The organism is Pseudomonas sp. CFSAN084952, from assembly GCF_009648855.1.
In the GTDB taxonomy this organism is placed as follows: domain Bacteria; phylum Pseudomonadota; class Gammaproteobacteria; order Pseudomonadales; family Pseudomonadaceae; genus Aquipseudomonas; species Aquipseudomonas paracarnis.
This window is the reverse complement of the sequence record NZ_CP045767.1, coordinates 4,360,509-4,374,803: the sequence shown is the minus strand read 5'-3', so window position 1 is coordinate 4,374,803 and position 14,295 is coordinate 4,360,509. Positions and strand designations below refer to the sequence as shown.

The following is a 14,295-nucleotide window of genomic DNA, read 5'->3' as shown; positions in this document are numbered from 1 at the left end:
CATACCAAGTGGGACTGGAAAGGATAACGCAGAGGATGTCAGTGTTTTGTTAACGCAAGTGCAGCGCGTTGCGTTGCACTCGTTGCCGGTGACTCCTAACGGTTTAAAGCAGTTTGCCTCCTCCGAGAGAGGTCATACCCGAATCTTTGGGTTTTGGTCGCGTGTCCTGCCCCTGTGGGGGGCTGCCAATCGGCGAAGAGGTAGGGGCGGGATTGGCTGAAGGCTGGTTATCTTTCATGCCTTGCTGGATGTTATAGCTCAAGCTGTCAAACGAATTGCCAATGATCATCGGTAAACCCCTTACTCAATTGGAGGACTGTTGTCGCACCAATACTCCCTTTGAGTGCGCACCGTTTCAGTGGCATTGGCCGGGTTGTTCGTTCCCGGCCAAAGGTATCCGCATGTTGGGTTTAGAAAATGGGCGCGTTTCAGGCAGGCTTTGGCACCGTAAACCTGAACTCACTACCGCACCCCAACTCACTTTCGGCCTCGATGCGCCCACCATGAGCCTGGACAATCCCCTGGGTGATATACAGCCCCAACCCGCTGCCGGTGGGGTTGTTTTCAGTCTGGGTCCAATAGCGATCGAACACATGGGGCAAATCGTCCGGTGCAATGCCTTCACCGGAGTCTCGCACCGAAAATACAATCTCCTCACCGTTGCTCATGGCGCTGATGCCGATGTTGCCTTGGCGTGGGGTGAACTTGATCGCATTGCCGATCAGGTTCGACAGCACCTGGAACAAGCGCTCCGGGTCGGCCTTGATCTGCAGGCCGGGCTCGACATTGAACGACAGGTCGATGCCTTTTTCCGAGGCCAGGGGGGCCAGCAACGAATACGCTTCTTCAAAGATCTGGCTGACGTCCAGCGCCACCGGCTTGACCACATAGCGCCCGGCCTCGATCTTCGAGGTGTCGAGCAAATCTTCCAGCAACACATTCATGCGCCCGGCGGCCTGTTGCATGGTGTCGATCGCGGAAGAGATACGGCGTGAGGTGTGTGGACCATCGGAGCTGAAGGCTTTTTGCATCATGCCGCAGAGCATGGAGATGACGGTCATGGGGTTGCGCAGGTCGTGGGAAACCACCGCGACCAGCTCGTCCCGCGCACGCACCGCTTGTTGCTCGCGCAGCACTTGGCGGGACAGGTCGTTCTCCAGGGCCGAGCGGCGCAAATCGTTGGCGGCAAACAGGTCGCCATGGCTCCATTTGGTGGAGATGCCGGCCATCTCCACCTTCCAGATTTCAAACGAGGTGCGTGGGCGAAGGCGCATGCCCGCGTCGCAGGTTTCCAGATTCAGCGGCTTCTGCGGGTCGCCACTCCAGTGGATGTTCTCTTTGACTTCCGGGCGAAACCACAACACACCGTTATCCACAGGCTTGGGCAAGCTCATGGCGAGCACGCCGCTGGCCACGCTCTGGAACTCAGCGGCAGGCGGGTAAACCGAGGCCAGGTTATGGCTGGAAAATACCGGTTCACCGTTGGCCTGCAACCACTTGTGCAGCGCGCGTATCTGCGCCGGTTCCGGGCAATTACCGTAGCGGTGCAGTTGTTTATCTTCGATGATCGCCACGCCGCCGGAGAGGGTCAGGTCCATCAGCATTCGGCCTTGTTGGGCCAGGCCGTCGAAGACGTTATTGGCAGAGGCTTTCATCGCCAGGTCCAGCAGCGCCAGCGCTTGGACTTTCTCGTCGCGCTGGCGGGTCAGCTCCAGGGCCTCCATGGCACTGATCTGCAATGACAGCACCTGGCCGATGGTCTGGCAGGCCATGCGCAGGTCATTAGGTACCAGCAGCGGCTCACGGTTGCCGCAGCTGATCAGGCCCCAGAGTTTGTCGCCCTTCATCAACGAAATACTCATGGACGACAACACGCCCATGTTCTGCATGTACTGGCAGTGAATCGGCGACACGCTGCGCAGGGTGGCGAAGCTCAGGTCCAGGGGCTGCCCGGTGTCCGGGCGCAATTTGGGCACCAGCGGTACCGGTTCGTAGGACGCATTCGGGATGATCCGTAGCCAGTTGGTGCGATACAGCTCCCGAGCCTGCTCGGGGATGTCGGACGCGGGGAAGAACAGCCCGTTGAACAATTCCATTGACGGCGCCGAGGCCTCCGCGATCACCTGGCCATGGCCTTCCTCTTCGAAGCGATAGATGAGCACCCGGTCATAACCGGTCATGGCCTGGATTTCGTTGACGGTGATGGCGTAGAGCGCCTCCAAGGTCTTTGCCGATTGCAGGCGGTGCAGCATCTTGCCCAGATCGCTGGTGCGGCCATTGTGCGCTCGGGGTTTGAAATCCTTGAGCCGTGGTTCGAATTCCAGCACTAACACGCCCTGGTGGCGATGCAACAGGCCTTCGAACTGCTCACCCTTGAAGGTGATCAGCAGGGGCGGCGAGTCCAGGAATGCGCTGTCCTCGGCCATGGTTTGCACGGCCTGGGCGTACTCCTCGCCAATCAATCTGTGCAACGGTTGATCCAACAGCGCCTCGGGGGCGTGGCCGAACAACGTACCAACGTTGGCACTTACCTGAATAATGTTCAGGCCAGGTTCCGACAAAGTCAGCAGCACGCCGTGGGGCTGGATGGCCCCCGGAAAACGAATGGGTTCGTCGGCGCAGTTGGCAAGCAGCTCTTCAAAATCTTCGGGTTTCATAGCAATACCTCCTGGCTGTCGAGCCATCGCTCAAAGCCGCTGAATGTCGAACGGGCCGCCATCACCGCGCGCGCGGCGGCACCTGTATCCAGTGGCTGGCGGCTCAGATAATCGAGGAAATCTTTCCAGCGCCGTCCGGTCTCGGCGCCGTATACATTGAGAAAGGCACCGCCGTTGTCGGCGTTCACATCCAGGCGCAGGGCCATTTCCCGGCGCAGCACTTGGCCACCCAGGGTGGCGCCTTCCAGCACATACAGGGCGCCGAGACACGCAGCCGGCGTGTTTAATACGGGGAGTTGGGTACAGCGAGGCAGGGCATGGATGGCGTGGTCAGTCAGGCCGAGTGCGTGCAGGTCATGGACCAGTGTTGGCGTTTTCACACGCAACACAGGCTCATATCCATCGGGAATCAAACCGCTGTCATACAGCGCCGCTTCCATCGGCTGATAAAAGCCGTAGTACGCTTGCAGCAGGCGCCGATACCACTGGGCATCCAGGCGCTCGGAAAAAAACGGCAGGCGCTGTTCCAACGCCACATGCAGCAGGCCCGTGCCCGTGCGCAACGTTTCCAACAAGGAGGGCGCACTAACGTCATGGGCCTGTGAATGCATTCAATGAGCTCGAACTGTGGGCCTGTCGGCCATGAATGACGCGTGAAAATGGGCGACGATTCTACACAACTCATTGTCGTCAGTTGAACGCAGAAGCGAAAAGGCTGACCAGCGGATCAGAAAAGTCGCTCCCTGCACCTTACATGACCGCAGAACTGGCCCTCAAGTTCGGTTGAAATGATATCGCGCTGCTATCAACGCAGGGGCAGGCCCTAGTGCGTCAATGCTGTCTGCACGCACTCAAGCAAGTGGTCGGTACTCCAGGGCTTGGGCAGAAACCGCACGGAACTGCCCAACTCGGCGGCGATTTTCGTATTACCTGAGGTCAGCACTACTTGTACTTCAGGCCAGCGGTGGGCGACCACACGGCTCAAGTCATAACCATTGAGCAAGCCGGGCATTTGAATATCACTGACAATCAAATCCACCGGGTCATCGCCGCGCTCCAGGTAAATCATCCCTTCGTCTGCCGATGCAAACGATGTCACCACCGCACCAAAGTCTTCCAGCACATCTACCATCAACGCCCGAATGATCTCGTCGTCTTCCAATACCAAAATCGATGGCTGAGCCATGATCCTTACTCCACCATCAGGGGGTTCAGTAAGGTGGAGTGGAAGGTGGCCGGATAGGTTCGATTGGATGTTTTTTAATCGATGGGTGGTCGTTTGACTGCTTGTGAGCCATGGGCACGACAATCCGTTAAGGTGAACGCCACCCCGCCGTCCCAAGGAATGCCATGTTTAACCGTAACCCGCTCGTGCCGGAACTGATCGTCACTCGCCTCAGTGTCAGCCTGGCGTTCTGGATAGAACAGTTAGGCTTCACCATCGCCTACCAGCGCGCTGAAGAAGGCTTTGCCTACCTTGACCTTAACGGCGCGCAAATCATGCTCGAAAAATACGACCCCGACGCCGGCCAGTGGCTGACCGCACCGTTGCAGCCACCGTTCGGGCGCGGCATCAACCTGCAAATCGATGTGCCCGCCGTGGCGCCTATCCTGCAACGGTTGGCGCACATTGGCTGGCCATTGTTCCGCGATGTTGAAGATGCCTGGTACCGAGCCGATGACGTGGAGGCCGGGCAACGCCAGTTCATCGTGCAAGACCCGGACGGTTATCTGGTGCGTCTGGTGCAGCGGCTGGGAGAAAGGCCGGTCGAACAGGCATAATCCACGGCAACAGCCGATAGGGATACGTGAATGAAGTATGTGTTATTGACCCTCGTCCTGACCGTTATCGCCGCACCCGCGTTCGCTGCGGGCGACGCCGACGCGGGCGGCAAACTCTTCACCAAGACCTGCGGTGGCTGCCACAGCATTGGTGAAGGCGCGCGGGGTGGTTTTGGCCCGGAACTGAACGGCATCATTGGCCGGCCTGCCGGTACTACCACGGACTATCAGTATTCGGATGCGATGAAGAACTCAGGCGTGGTGTGGACACGGGAAAAACTGGCGGCCTACATTGAAGATCCGAAGTCGGTGGTCAGTGGCACGCGGATGATCTTCTGGGGGATCAGTGACCAAGAGAAGATTGAAAATATCCTGGCGTACTTAGCGACATTCCAGCCCAAGTGAGGCGCCCAGGCTGACGGGCATCAGTAGCGAACCCGCGACGCAAGGTCCGGGTAATGGGTCGCGAGCTCAGCCAAGCACTGCCGCAGCATCTTGGCATCGTGAGGTAGGCACTCTGAAAAAATATCCCAACCAGAAAACTCAAGCGTCTCGGGCATTTCTACCAAGCCGGTGATGGCGTCCCAAAAAGCATCCCAGTTCTGGCCATACCAAGTGGGGAAGTTGAGTGAAGTGCCCAGCGTGGCGTGAAGCTCTTTGGGGTTCTGAATGCGGGTCAGGTCTATTTTGATGATGGATGATCGGGTCACTTGTGCACCATTTGCTTTTTCATCTACTACAGCTCAGGCTGAATTCTTTGAGTCTGCATTACTCGTTTGCAATTTCGTAATCAAATGCGATGAAGTAGTCACTTTCTGAAAGAGCAATTTCATGAAAAAAGTGTGGCTGTATCACTGATAGCCATTCCCTGCGCAATTCAAACATGCCGTTATTGACGTCCACTGCGCTCAACAACCCGAGCGTGGAAATCACCGAGTAGTCATCTCCGCAGTCCGCTGAACTCTCCGTTCCGTTTAGCCTCTCTGTGGTTCTGTCGAACCATTCCAACCTTATTTTTAGTCCCATGTAGCCCTCACAGATATTTTTTGATGTTTCGTTTTCTGATTGGCCCTTTTAGCTGCTCGCCGCTTATGTGGTTGAACGCACCTATATGGCTCCCATCACTCGCTAGATAAACCTCCAGCTCTCCGTGCTGAGAGTCCCATTCATAGATCTTCCGACCTTTTTCCTCAATCCAGCGTTCTCTCAGCCCGGCGCCTCCTTGTCTGGGAGTCTTGGGTTTTGCTTTTATCAGTTTTTCAAAGCCAGTTATTTGTTCAGTGTCGGGCGCTTTGTGGTACTTGTGATCCCCAGACTTGGCACCTACCACCACATACAGCGGCCGAACCCCCGACCCCGCCGGAAACACCAGAATAAAATCCCGATAGGCCGGTGGGTAAATAGGGTTAACCAGAATCTGCGCCGCCGTCTCAGTCGGTGGGTAGATCCAGATCACGGGTGCTTGCGGCGCAGCCTCCAATGCCGGAACACCTAAGGTGTCATTTGGATCAACGGAGGGCGTCCAGATCAGCTCTACGCCATTATTCAAATCTGCTATTAACTGGCCGCTGCGGTTTTGAAACTGCACCACGTCAATCATCTGCCAATCGGCATTGTTACCTGTGTAAAACCCATACCCCTTAAGCGTGCCGTCGTCGCGTTGCTCGATATGCAGCCGCATTTGCGAACGCGCTCGTTGCAGCGAACGCAACTGTTCCTCGTTGTAGAGCGCGCTATCATTTAGATCCGACGGCCAAGCCAGCGCTACCAATCCTGTCAACAGGCTACCAGCGACGGATGCGCTGACTGTCGCCGCCGACTCCAAAAACGCTGAACGCAATGCCAACTGCCCTAAGCCGGTTGGCAGTGCGCTGCCACTGATCTTGCGCAAGGCAACCGCGCCCCGGGCGTCCACTTCGCGCCCGCCCAACAGACTTACATGGCCGTACTCCTTGATCAGTTCCAGTGGGACAAAACCGGTGGGGCTCGAGTAATGAGCGATACCGTCAGGCAGTTGGCATGGTTTTATGAAAACGCAGCTTGGAGGTTGGGCTGGTGTAGGTGGCTGGGCAGGGGACGGCTCGAAAAAATCGATAGTAGGCGAATACGGCACACGCGACGGTTGCCGGGTGAGGATTCGTCGCTTGAGTAACGCTTGTTCGGTGGGTGGATAAAAGCGTTCTGACATGACCGATTCACTTCCTTGTGCGAGGGAGTGAGCCTATGAGGGGGAGTCAGAAACCGATATCAGCTCAATTTGTCAGTTGATGTGGGAAAAGTTGACTGGTACGTGAGTCGCCAGCATTGTTTCGAATATTGCGATTTTCGTTTGTTTTGTTTAGCGTTGACCTCAACTGAATTGCGTAAGGCCGGAGTTGCATCATGACCATCAACAATCTTCCCAAAACGATCCTTCCGCTGGAAAAAGAAGTCGAGGCGGCAGTGCAAGGTCAGCGTGAATTAGCGTCCCTATTGTCGACCAAATTTGAAACCCAGCGCATCGATATCTTCGACAAAGAAGACAAGCCACACAGGCTTGTCCTACCAACCTCCGCACTGCGTCTGCTGGTCGATATTCTGGGCGAATTGGCGCTGGGCAATGCCGTCAAGGTAGTGCCGGTTCATGCCGAGTTGACCTCGCAGGAGGCTGCCGACCTGCTTAATGTGTCACGCCCGCATTTGGTCAAGATGCTGGAGGAAGGCGCCATCCCCTTTACAAAAACGGGCCGACATCGGCGAGTCCGTTTTTCGGATTTGATGGCGTTCAAGCAACGGCGTGACGAGCAAAGCCAAGAGGCAATGGAAGCGCTGGTTCAACAGGCCCAAGAGTTGGGAATGGGGTATGACGGATGAGGTGTTCGCCCTTTACTGCGGTGTACGATGCTTGTGTTCTCTATCCTGCGGCACTTAGGGACTTACTCATGTGGCTTGGTTTGTCTGGTTTGTATCGAGCGCGATGGACTGGCCAGATTCAGGATGAGTGGAAGCGCAACGTACTTAAGAACCGACCCGATCTTACGGCGGCTCAGGTGGACTGCATGTCGGCGCTAATGGACATTGCTATACCTGACGCGTTGGTGACGGGATATGAGGATCTGTGTTCGAGTTTGGATTTACCAGACCCGGATGACCGGCATGTGTTGGCGGCGGCAATTCGGAGTAAAGCTGAGGTCATCGTGACCTTCAATTTGAAAGACTTTCCACCTCATATATTGGCTGCCTATGACATTGAACCGATGCATCCGGATGACTTTATTTCGGATCTCTGGGATTTGGATCAGGCGGCAGTGTTGGGAGCGGCGCAGAAGCAGAGGAGGGCGTTGAAGAAGCCCGCGATGGAGGCGGGAAGTTATCTTGAGATGTTGATGCGGCAGGGCTTGGTGCAGACTAGCAAGGCAATGGGACCCTATGAAATGATGCTGTGAGCAGGATGAGCCCGGTGTACGTCAGCTGAGCCGCAATAAAAAAGACCTTGAAACACCAAGGTCTTTTGGGTGCCTGCGGATCAACTCAGCAGATGCTTGGAAATCAGCCGGGAGATTTCCACGATCGAGGTCTTGCCAGTGAACTCGAATTTCACCTTCCCCAACGACGAAAAATAAATCTCCAACTCCGAATCCAAGTCAAACGTCCCGGACGTTTCCACCGAGTACGCCACGATGTTCTTGTATGGCAATGAGGTGAAATCCTTCTTGCTGCCGGTAATTCCCTGCACGTTCACCGCGATGATGCGTTTGGTGGTGAACACGACGCCGTCGCGCATGGCCTTGTAGGCGTCGACCACTTCTTCGCCGTCCAGCAGCAGGGCCGCTACGCGTTCGGCGTATTCGTTGTTTTGCTTGAGCTTGAAGAAACCTTTGTTGTTGAAGTCGATCATGTGCCTGTCCTGGGTAAGTGGTGCCGTCGGTGTATGACGTTTTGCCTGCGGATCTGTATCTAACGCCCTGGCCTGCAAGCCCCTAGCATGACGCTCAACACGACCGCGTCGGCGAAGGATTTCACGCTGGCAGCCTAAAAAACCAGGAGCCAATCCATGCCTGATATGTCCAGCTTGCTCGCCTACGGCCTGATTTCACTCGGCATGGTACTGACTCCCGGGCCGAACATGATCTACCTGATTTCCCGCTCCATCTGCCAGGGGCGCACGGCCGGGTTGATTTCCCTGGGCGGGGTGGCGCTGGGGTTTGTGGTGTACATGGTGTGCGCGGCGCTGGGTATCACGGCGTTGGTGATGGCTGTGCCGTTTGCCTACGACGCGCTGCGGCTCGGCGGGGCGTTGTATCTGGTGTATCTGGCATGGCAGGCGGTCAAGCCGGGTGGGCGCTCGCCATTCCAGGTGCGCGACTTGCCCAAGGACAGCCCGCGCAAGTTGGTGACCATGGGCTTGGTCACCAACTTGCTCAATCCCAAAGTGGCGGTGATGTATTTGTCGTTGCTGCCCCAGTTCATCGATCCGAACGGTCATGGCAGTGTGCTGGTGCAATCCCTGGCGCTGGGCTCCCTGCAGATTGTTATCAGCGTGAGCGTCAACGCGGTGATTGCCTGCATGGCGGGCTCTATTGCGGTGTTTTTCGTCACACGGCCAGGTTGGCAGGTGCTGCAGCGCTGGCTGATGGGGTCGGTGTTGATGGGTTTGGCGGTGCGGATGGCGGTAGAGGGGCGCAAGTAAGGCTGCTTTCAGCGCGCCATGACGTTGACAATCACATGCAGGATGAATGCTGGCCCGTAGCAAGGCTGCCCATGTTCATCTTCGATACGCCAGATTGAGGTGACGGTACTGGTCTCCCTCGGGGCTCCGAACTCCACGGTGATATGCACTGGCTGGCCGGGCAAAGTATCTGCTATCGGAATATCGTTATTCAGGCTTCGCAGATGGCTATCCATCACCACTTCCAATGGCTCCCCCGAAGCGGTTCGACGGGCGATCACGTACTCACCGTCCACTCTCACCAATCGCCGCCCGCGCCAGGGGCGAATCCCGAGGTTCTGGATCTCCCAGGTTTTCTGAAAGGTTTCACCGGGCAGCACTACGGTCTGGTCAGGCGTGGTCACGTCTGCATTGAATACGGCAATGTCAGATGGGTCGTGCAAGCCAATGGCCCGGTTGGTGATAGCCATTGAGTAAGCATCAGTTGGAGCACCGGTCAGGTCGGCAAAGTAGCGAAACAGCAGCAGCGGGGAGACACGTAGCGCTTTGGCTAATTTGATCAGGGTACGTACGGACGGATCTTTTGAAGCACCGTCCGCCAATGCATAAAGGTAGGTTCTGGAGATGCCAGCCTCCTTAGCCAGGTTAGTCAGGGGTTTTCCCAGTTCTCGGCTGCGTCGTACAACAAGCGCTCGAAGAGTATCGCCAGTTTTGATGCTCATATTTTGCAAACCCGTTTCCAGTGGAAGTCGTCATCTTGTAAGCCAAAAAGGACAACCTGCCCGCCGTCACGGTTACATAGCGATTCAGACTTTGGTCTTGCTGGCGACGTTGTGAAAGACATGGATAGGTCCCGGTTTGGTTGGCATATCCAGTGTCGCGGTTTCTCACATGCTTGCGAACCTTGTGTGTGTTGCATTCCTTTACATCTATCTGTGGATATAGCTATGAGTCCAATGAAAGCGTGCTGTGAATCCATTGCCCGATCAGGCTTTGGCATCCTGCAAATTCCTGATGCGATGTTGCAGGACTACAAAAAGATCATTGATGGCTATTCGGCCATTCCCCAGGCCATCAAGGATGAGTTTTCCTTTGCCCAGGACACGGATGGTTTTTTCCCTTTTGGCGCCGAGTACTCCCTTGCCGAGGATCACCCGGACCTGTGCGAGCGGTTTTGTTACTGGCCCGCGCACGCTTCAAAAAGAACCGCTTTCGAATTCACCCGAAGTACTTTCGTTGTCGCAGTCGGCAGTTTTGAACGACAGATGAGCGAGTTGGCCCAGGGAGTTATGGATGGCATTTGCGAGGAATTTGGCGTTGCCCCCTTGGCCCCCTTTCGCGCGGCATCGTACATCCAGTTATGTGTCTATGGTCCACAGGCGAAAGACCATTCTCGTCAATATGCCCAGGATCCTCATGAAGACGGGCATATGCTTTCGTTTATCAAGCCTACCCGCGAAGGGCTGGTTTTGATGAAAGGACGATCGTTGGAGCCGGTACGCCTTCTGGAGAACGAGGTCGCGGTGCTGGCGGGTTCCTTGCTGACAGAGCTCTCCGATCATGCCGTGCCTGCCGCCTACCATGCTGTACTTGCGCCCAGCAAACCGGTCGCCAGAAGCTCATTGATCTACTTTGCAAATCCCAATCCGGATCAGTTGCTGACGACCTTTTACCGCCAGAAATCCATTGACCTGGGCAGTACTGTGAATGCTCGTCATACCGGTTTCGGTAATCAACCGATTCAACTGCGCTAAATAGTCCTGGAGGGCTCGAACAGTCCATGTTTCCTCACTTCAATGCCCTTTACATCGAAGGTTTGCTCTTGGGTATCGGACTGTTCGCCGCCCCTGGCCCGAAAGACACCTTGGTGATCCGCCAAGGTGTCGGTCGCGGGCCGATCTGGGGCGTTGTCGCTATTTGCGTAATGGCCGATATTTTCCTGATCGCTTTCGGGGTCACGGGTTTAGGTTCGTTGTTGGGAAGCCGGCCTGAGGTGATGGCACTATTGCTGTTGTCCGGCGCTGCGTATCTGCTTTGGTTTGGTGGCCAACGTCTGTTGGCCTGCATCCGGGATCAGTCCATGCCGGACGCTCAAGGCGGCAACTCGCAAAGAGGGCTGTTGCGCTCGGCGGTCATACTCGGCTTTGCCAACCCTTACGCCTGGCTCGATACCGTGGTGTTGATTGGTTCCATCGGTGCCACGAAACCTGCGGGTCAACAGGCGCTGTTCGCGACAGGCGCCATGACGGCATCACTCGTGTGGTTCGTGGTGTTGGCGCTGTGCTGTCAGCGATTGACGGTATTGTTTCGCAAGCCTGCGGTCTGGCGCTGGCTGGATGCAGGGGTGGCGGTGTTGATGGTTTACCTGGCCGTTACCCTGATTACCGATTCATTGCACATCTTTCAGATAGCTCTTTAGTACGGTCAGCGGGCAGGTCAACTCATCAAGACGAGCGATGTTTTGCACATCGGTGGATAGCCTTTGCAATTCACGCCCGAGAACGCTGTCCGCTCCACCCAATGCAATCAACGCCTGGGTGATGCACTCATCGAGCTTCAACTGGATCTCGGCCAGGTTTCCCTGGCGCACCAACAACCCAAACACCTCGCGATCATAGCCCTCCATCACGGGATCATCGCGCAGCAATGGGCTGCCGTGGTCAGTCTCATGCACCAGCTTCAATGCAAACAACGCAACCGCTTCAAGCGTCAACTCCATGGTCCCGCTCCCTCCACTGCCACGCCTGGCACTTTTTTGCAGGCGAAAAAAAAGACCTTGAATTTCAAGGTCTTTCTTTAAGATGGTGCCCCGAGGGAGACTCGAACTCCCACTCCTTTCGAAAACGGATTTTGAATCCGCCGCGTCTACCAATTCCGCCATCAGGGCTCAATGGCGGCGAAGTATAGAGATGAGATTACCGTTGGTCAATCACGTTTCATGGTCTATTTTCACTATTTCCGCTAGACTTCCCGGCCCTGCTAGACGAACCCCATCATGCGCGTTGCTGACTTTACTTTTGAGCTCCCTGATTCGCTGATCGCTCGCCACCCTTTGGCCGAGCGTCGCGCCAGTCGACTGCTGACCCTGGACGGGCCCAGCGGTGCCCTCGCACACCGTCAATTCACTGATTTGCTTGAGCATTTGCGCCCAGGCGATTTGATGGTTTTCAACAATACCCGGGTGATTCCGGCGCGGCTGTTTGGCCAGAAAGCGTCCGGCGGCAAGCTGGAAATTCTGGTGGAGCGGGTGCTGGACAGCCATCGCGTGCTGGCCCATGTGCGCTCCAGCAAGTCGCCCAAACCGGGGTCGAGCATCTTGATCGAGGGCGGTGGCGAAGCCGAGATGGTGGCGCGCCACGATGCCTTGTTCGAGCTCAAGTTTGCCGAAGAAGTGTTGCCGCTGTTGGAGCGCGTCGGCCATATGCCGTTGCCTCCTTATATAGACCGCCCCGACGAAGACGCGGACCGCGAGCGCTATCAGACCGTGTACTCACAGCGCCTCGGCGCCGTCGCCGCACCGACTGCCGGGCTGCATTTCGACCAGCCACTGCTGGATGCGATTGCCGCCAAGGGCGTCGACACCGCCTATGTAACCCTGCACGTGGGGGCCGGTACGTTTCAGCCGGTGCGTGTGGATAACATCGAAGACCACCATATGCACAGCGAATGGCTGGAGGTCAGCCAGGACGTGGTGGATGCGGTGGCGGCGTGCAAGGCGCGTGGCGGTCGAGTGGTTGCCGTGGGCACCACCAGTGTGCGTTCGCTGGAGAGTGCAGCGCGTGATGGCGTGCTCAAGCCGTTCAGTGGCGACACCGATATTTTCATTTTTCCAGGGCGACCCTTTCATGTGGTCGATTGCCTGGTCACCAACTTCCATTTGCCCGAATCCACGCTGTTGATGCTGGTGTCGGCATTTGCCGGTTACCCGGAAACCATGGCTGCCTACCAGGCCGCCATCGCTAACGAGTACCGTTTTTTCAGCTACGGTGATGCGATGTTTATCACCCGTAACCCGGCGCCGCGCGGCCCTGAGGACAACTTATGAGTCGTATGTCGTTTGAATTGCTCGCTACGGACGGCAAAGCCCGTCGTGGTCGCCTGACCTTCCCGCGTGGCACTGTGGAGACCCCGGCCTTCATGCCGGTCGGCACCTACGGCACCGTCAAAGGCATGTTGCCCCGCGACATCGTCGCCACCGGTGCCGAGATTATCCTCGGCAATACCTTCCACCTGTGGCTGCGCCCGGGCACGGAAGTGATCAAGAAGCACGGCGACCTGCATGACTTCATGAAGTGGCAAGGCCCGATCCTTACCGACTCCGGTGGTTTCCAGGTGTTCAGCTTGGGCGCCATGCGCAAGATCAAGGAAGAGGGCGTGACCTTTGCCTCGCCGGTCGACGGCGCCAAGGTGTTCATGGGCCCGGAAGAGTCGATGCAGGTACAGCGCGATCTGGGTTCGGACATCGTGATGATTTTCGACGAGTGCACGCCGTACCCGGCCGATGAAGACGTGGCGCGTATCTCCATGGAGTTGTCGCTGCGTTGGGCCCAGCGTTCGAAGAATGCCCATGGCGATAACACCGCGGCGTTGTTCGGTATTGTCCAGGGCGGCATGCATGAAAACCTGCGCAAACGCTCGCTGGAGGGCCTCGACAAGATCGGCTTCGACGGCCTGGCCATAGGCGGTTTGTCGGTGGGCGAGCCCAAGCATGAAATGATCAAGGTGCTGGATTACCTGCCGGGCCTGATGCCCGCAGACAAACCTCGTTACCTTATGGGCGTTGGCAAACCGGAAGATCTCGTAGAGGGTGTGCGCCGCGGTGTGGACATGTTCGATTGCGTGATGCCAACCCGTAATGCCCGCAATGGGCATCTGTTCATCGATACAGGCGTGCTGAAGATCCGTAACGCGTTCCATCGCCATGATGATTCGCCGCTGGATCCTACCTGTGACTGCTACACCTGCCAGAACTTCTCCCGTGCTTATCTGCACCATCTGGACAAGTGCGGGGAAATGCTGGGTAGCATGTTGAATACCATCCACAATTTGCGTCATTACCAAGTCCTGATGGCTGGTTTGCGCGAGGCTATTCAACAGGGTACATTGGCCGCCTTCGTCGATGCCTTCTATGCCAAGCGTGGCCTCCCTGTGCCGCCCTTGGACTGAGTTTTCCGACCCTAAGATTCACTATTTGCAACTGGAGTGCTA

General features: G+C 56.6%; 18 protein-coding genes and 1 tRNA gene. 9 read left to right on the top strand and 10 right to left on the bottom strand.

Going from position 1 to position 14,295, the window contains the following annotated elements:
* Positions 1 to 428: 428 nt before the first annotated feature.
* From GH769_RS19880 to GH769_RS19870, 3 genes are all read right to left on the bottom strand, one after another.
* On the bottom strand, positions 429 to 2,657 hold the full coding sequence (locus GH769_RS19880) for an ATP-binding protein (RefSeq protein ID WP_032903662.1): 2,229 nt from the start codon (positions 2,655 to 2,657) through the stop codon (positions 429 to 431).
* Positions 2,654 to 3,268: a biliverdin-producing heme oxygenase gene (locus GH769_RS19875; protein ID WP_032903663.1), complete on the bottom strand. Its 615-nt coding sequence runs from the start codon at positions 3,266 to 3,268 to the stop codon at positions 2,654 to 2,656. Before GH769_RS19875 ends, GH769_RS19880 begins: the two co-directional genes overlap by 4 nt.
* Positions 3,269 to 3,480: 212 nt before the next feature.
* The gene (locus GH769_RS19870; protein ID WP_003194033.1) at positions 3,481 to 3,843 is read right to left on the bottom strand and encodes a response regulator; all 363 of its coding nucleotides are present in this window, start codon (positions 3,841 to 3,843) and stop codon (positions 3,481 to 3,483) included.
* A gap of 164 nt (positions 3,844 to 4,007) precedes the next feature.
* Between GH769_RS19870 and GH769_RS19865 the strand changes: the two genes are divergently transcribed.
* Together GH769_RS19865 and GH769_RS19860 are read left to right on the top strand one after the other, a co-directional pair.
* The gene (locus GH769_RS19865; RefSeq protein WP_032903664.1) at positions 4,008 to 4,439 is read left to right on the top strand and encodes a VOC family protein; all 432 of its coding nucleotides are present in this window, start codon (positions 4,008 to 4,010) and stop codon (positions 4,437 to 4,439) included.
* Positions 4,440 to 4,469: 30 nt separating this feature from the next.
* Positions 4,470 to 4,844: a cytochrome c family protein gene (locus GH769_RS19860; protein ID WP_019817492.1), complete on the top strand. Its 375-nt coding sequence runs from the start codon at positions 4,470 to 4,472 to the stop codon at positions 4,842 to 4,844.
* Between the two features lie 20 nt (positions 4,845 to 4,864).
* Here GH769_RS19860 and GH769_RS19855 read toward each other — a convergent pair whose 3' ends face one another.
* Genes GH769_RS19855 through GH769_RS19845 form a run of 3 tightly spaced genes read right to left on the bottom strand, consistent with a single transcriptional unit; the run spans position 4,865 to position 6,627 of the window.
* Positions 4,865 to 5,149, bottom strand: coding sequence for a barstar family protein (locus GH769_RS19855; RefSeq protein ID WP_014719845.1), 285 nt, complete (start codon positions 5,147 to 5,149; stop codon positions 4,865 to 4,867).
* Between the two features lie 58 nt (positions 5,150 to 5,207).
* Positions 5,208 to 5,465 (bottom strand): colicin E3-like toxin immunity protein, encoded by a 258-nt coding sequence (locus GH769_RS19850; protein ID WP_032903665.1) that lies wholly within the window; start codon positions 5,463 to 5,465, stop codon positions 5,208 to 5,210.
* Between the two features lie 7 nt (positions 5,466 to 5,472).
* Positions 5,473 to 6,627: an S-type pyocin domain-containing protein gene (locus tag GH769_RS19845; RefSeq protein ID WP_032903666.1), complete on the bottom strand. Its 1,155-nt coding sequence runs from the start codon at positions 6,625 to 6,627 to the stop codon at positions 5,473 to 5,475.
* A 194-nt stretch (positions 6,628 to 6,821) separates the two neighbouring features.
* Here GH769_RS19845 and GH769_RS19840 point away from each other — a divergent pair, with 194 nt between their 5' ends.
* Both GH769_RS19840 and GH769_RS19835 read left to right on the top strand, forming a co-directional pair.
* The gene (locus GH769_RS19840; RefSeq protein ID WP_014719842.1) at positions 6,822 to 7,292 is read left to right on the top strand and encodes a helix-turn-helix domain-containing protein; all 471 of its coding nucleotides are present in this window, start codon (positions 6,822 to 6,824) and stop codon (positions 7,290 to 7,292) included.
* Positions 7,289 to 7,864, top strand: coding sequence for a PIN domain-containing protein (locus tag GH769_RS19835; RefSeq protein WP_032903667.1), 576 nt, complete (start codon positions 7,289 to 7,291; stop codon positions 7,862 to 7,864). Before GH769_RS19840 ends, GH769_RS19835 begins: the two co-directional genes overlap by 4 nt.
* An 80-nt stretch (positions 7,865 to 7,944) precedes the next feature.
* Here the strand turns inward: GH769_RS19835 and GH769_RS19830 are convergent, their stop codons facing one another.
* Positions 7,945 to 8,316: a PH domain-containing protein gene (locus GH769_RS19830; RefSeq protein WP_014719840.1), complete on the bottom strand. Its 372-nt coding sequence runs from the start codon at positions 8,314 to 8,316 to the stop codon at positions 7,945 to 7,947.
* A gap of 156 nt (positions 8,317 to 8,472) precedes the next feature.
* Here GH769_RS19830 and GH769_RS19825 point away from each other — a divergent pair, with 156 nt between their 5' ends.
* On the top strand, positions 8,473 to 9,108 hold the full coding sequence (locus tag GH769_RS19825; RefSeq protein WP_032903668.1) for a LysE family translocator: 636 nt from the start codon (positions 8,473 to 8,475) through the stop codon (positions 9,106 to 9,108).
* Between the two features lie 8 nt (positions 9,109 to 9,116).
* Here the strand turns inward: GH769_RS19825 and GH769_RS19820 are convergent, their stop codons facing one another.
* Positions 9,117 to 9,809 carry an NBR1-Ig-like domain-containing protein gene (locus GH769_RS19820; RefSeq protein ID WP_020302004.1) on the bottom strand — a complete coding sequence of 231 codons (693 nt, stop codon included), beginning with the start codon at positions 9,807 to 9,809 and terminating at the stop codon, positions 9,117 to 9,119.
* Positions 9,810 to 10,034: 225 nt separating this feature from the next.
* On the opposite strand from GH769_RS19820, the gene GH769_RS19815 reads away from it, so the two are divergent.
* Together GH769_RS19815 and GH769_RS19810 are read left to right on the top strand one after the other, a co-directional pair.
* Positions 10,035 to 10,841 carry a 2OG-Fe(II) oxygenase family protein gene (locus GH769_RS19815; protein ID WP_032903670.1) on the top strand — a complete coding sequence of 269 codons (807 nt, stop codon included), beginning with the start codon at positions 10,035 to 10,037 and terminating at the stop codon, positions 10,839 to 10,841.
* A gap of 26 nt (positions 10,842 to 10,867) precedes the next feature.
* Complete coding sequence (locus GH769_RS19810) at positions 10,868 to 11,506, top strand: LysE/ArgO family amino acid transporter (protein ID WP_020302002.1); 639 nt, start codon at positions 10,868 to 10,870, stop codon at positions 11,504 to 11,506.
* On the opposite strand, the gene GH769_RS19805 is transcribed toward GH769_RS19810, so the two are convergent.
* Complete coding sequence (locus GH769_RS19805) at positions 11,477 to 11,806, bottom strand: hypothetical protein (RefSeq protein ID WP_020302001.1); 330 nt, start codon at positions 11,804 to 11,806, stop codon at positions 11,477 to 11,479. The genes GH769_RS19810 and GH769_RS19805 overlap by 30 nt on opposite strands.
* An 83-nt stretch (positions 11,807 to 11,889) precedes the next feature.
* Positions 11,890 to 11,974 (bottom strand) — tRNA-Leu (locus GH769_RS19800).
* Positions 11,975 to 12,082: 108 nt separating this feature from the next.
* Between GH769_RS19800 and queA the strand changes: the two genes are divergently transcribed.
* The gene (gene queA, locus GH769_RS19795; RefSeq protein ID WP_003194027.1) at positions 12,083 to 13,132 is read left to right on the top strand and encodes a tRNA preQ1(34) S-adenosylmethionine ribosyltransferase-isomerase QueA; all 1,050 of its coding nucleotides are present in this window, start codon (positions 12,083 to 12,085) and stop codon (positions 13,130 to 13,132) included.
* A 5-nt stretch (positions 13,133 to 13,137) separates the two neighbouring features.
* Positions 13,138 to 14,253 carry a tRNA guanosine(34) transglycosylase Tgt gene (gene tgt / locus GH769_RS19790; RefSeq protein ID WP_161937012.1) on the top strand — a complete coding sequence of 372 codons (1,116 nt, stop codon included), beginning with the start codon at positions 13,138 to 13,140 and terminating at the stop codon, positions 14,251 to 14,253.
* Positions 14,254 to 14,295 lie beyond the last annotated feature (42 nt).

Coding starts and splice junctions, on each gene's coding strand:
- GH769_RS19880 (WP_032903662.1), bottom strand. CDS start 2,657: ATGAAACCCGAAGATTTTGAAGAGCTGCTTGCCAACTGCGCCGACGAA.
- GH769_RS19875 (WP_032903663.1), bottom strand. CDS start 3,268: ATGCATTCACAGGCCCATGACGTTAGTGCGCCCTCCTTGTTGGAAACG.
- GH769_RS19870 (WP_003194033.1), bottom strand. CDS start 3,843: ATGGCTCAGCCATCGATTTTGGTATTGGAAGACGACGAGATCATTCGG.
- GH769_RS19865 (WP_032903664.1), top strand. CDS start 4,008: ATGTTTAACCGTAACCCGCTCGTGCCGGAACTGATCGTCACTCGCCTC.
- GH769_RS19860 (WP_019817492.1), top strand. CDS start 4,470: ATGAAGTATGTGTTATTGACCCTCGTCCTGACCGTTATCGCCGCACCC.
- GH769_RS19850 (WP_032903665.1), bottom strand. CDS start 5,465: ATGGGACTAAAAATAAGGTTGGAATGGTTCGACAGAACCACAGAGAGG.
- GH769_RS19845 (WP_032903666.1), bottom strand. CDS start 6,627: ATGTCAGAACGCTTTTATCCACCCACCGAACAAGCGTTACTCAAGCGA.
- GH769_RS19840 (WP_014719842.1), top strand. CDS start 6,822: ATGACCATCAACAATCTTCCCAAAACGATCCTTCCGCTGGAAAAAGAA.
- GH769_RS19835 (WP_032903667.1), top strand. CDS start 7,289: ATGAGGTGTTCGCCCTTTACTGCGGTGTACGATGCTTGTGTTCTCTAT.
- GH769_RS19830 (WP_014719840.1), bottom strand. CDS start 8,316: ATGATCGACTTCAACAACAAAGGTTTCTTCAAGCTCAAGCAAAACAAC.
- GH769_RS19825 (WP_032903668.1), top strand. CDS start 8,473: ATGCCTGATATGTCCAGCTTGCTCGCCTACGGCCTGATTTCACTCGGC.
- GH769_RS19820 (WP_020302004.1), bottom strand. CDS start 9,809: ATGAGCATCAAAACTGGCGATACTCTTCGAGCGCTTGTTGTACGACGC.
- GH769_RS19815 (WP_032903670.1), top strand. CDS start 10,035: ATGAGTCCAATGAAAGCGTGCTGTGAATCCATTGCCCGATCAGGCTTT.
- GH769_RS19810 (WP_020302002.1), top strand. CDS start 10,868: ATGTTTCCTCACTTCAATGCCCTTTACATCGAAGGTTTGCTCTTGGGT.
- GH769_RS19805 (WP_020302001.1), bottom strand. CDS start 11,806: ATGGAGTTGACGCTTGAAGCGGTTGCGTTGTTTGCATTGAAGCTGGTG.
- queA (WP_003194027.1), top strand. CDS start 12,083: ATGCGCGTTGCTGACTTTACTTTTGAGCTCCCTGATTCGCTGATCGCT.
- tgt (WP_161937012.1), top strand. CDS start 13,138: ATGTCGTTTGAATTGCTCGCTACGGACGGCAAAGCCCGTCGTGGTCGC.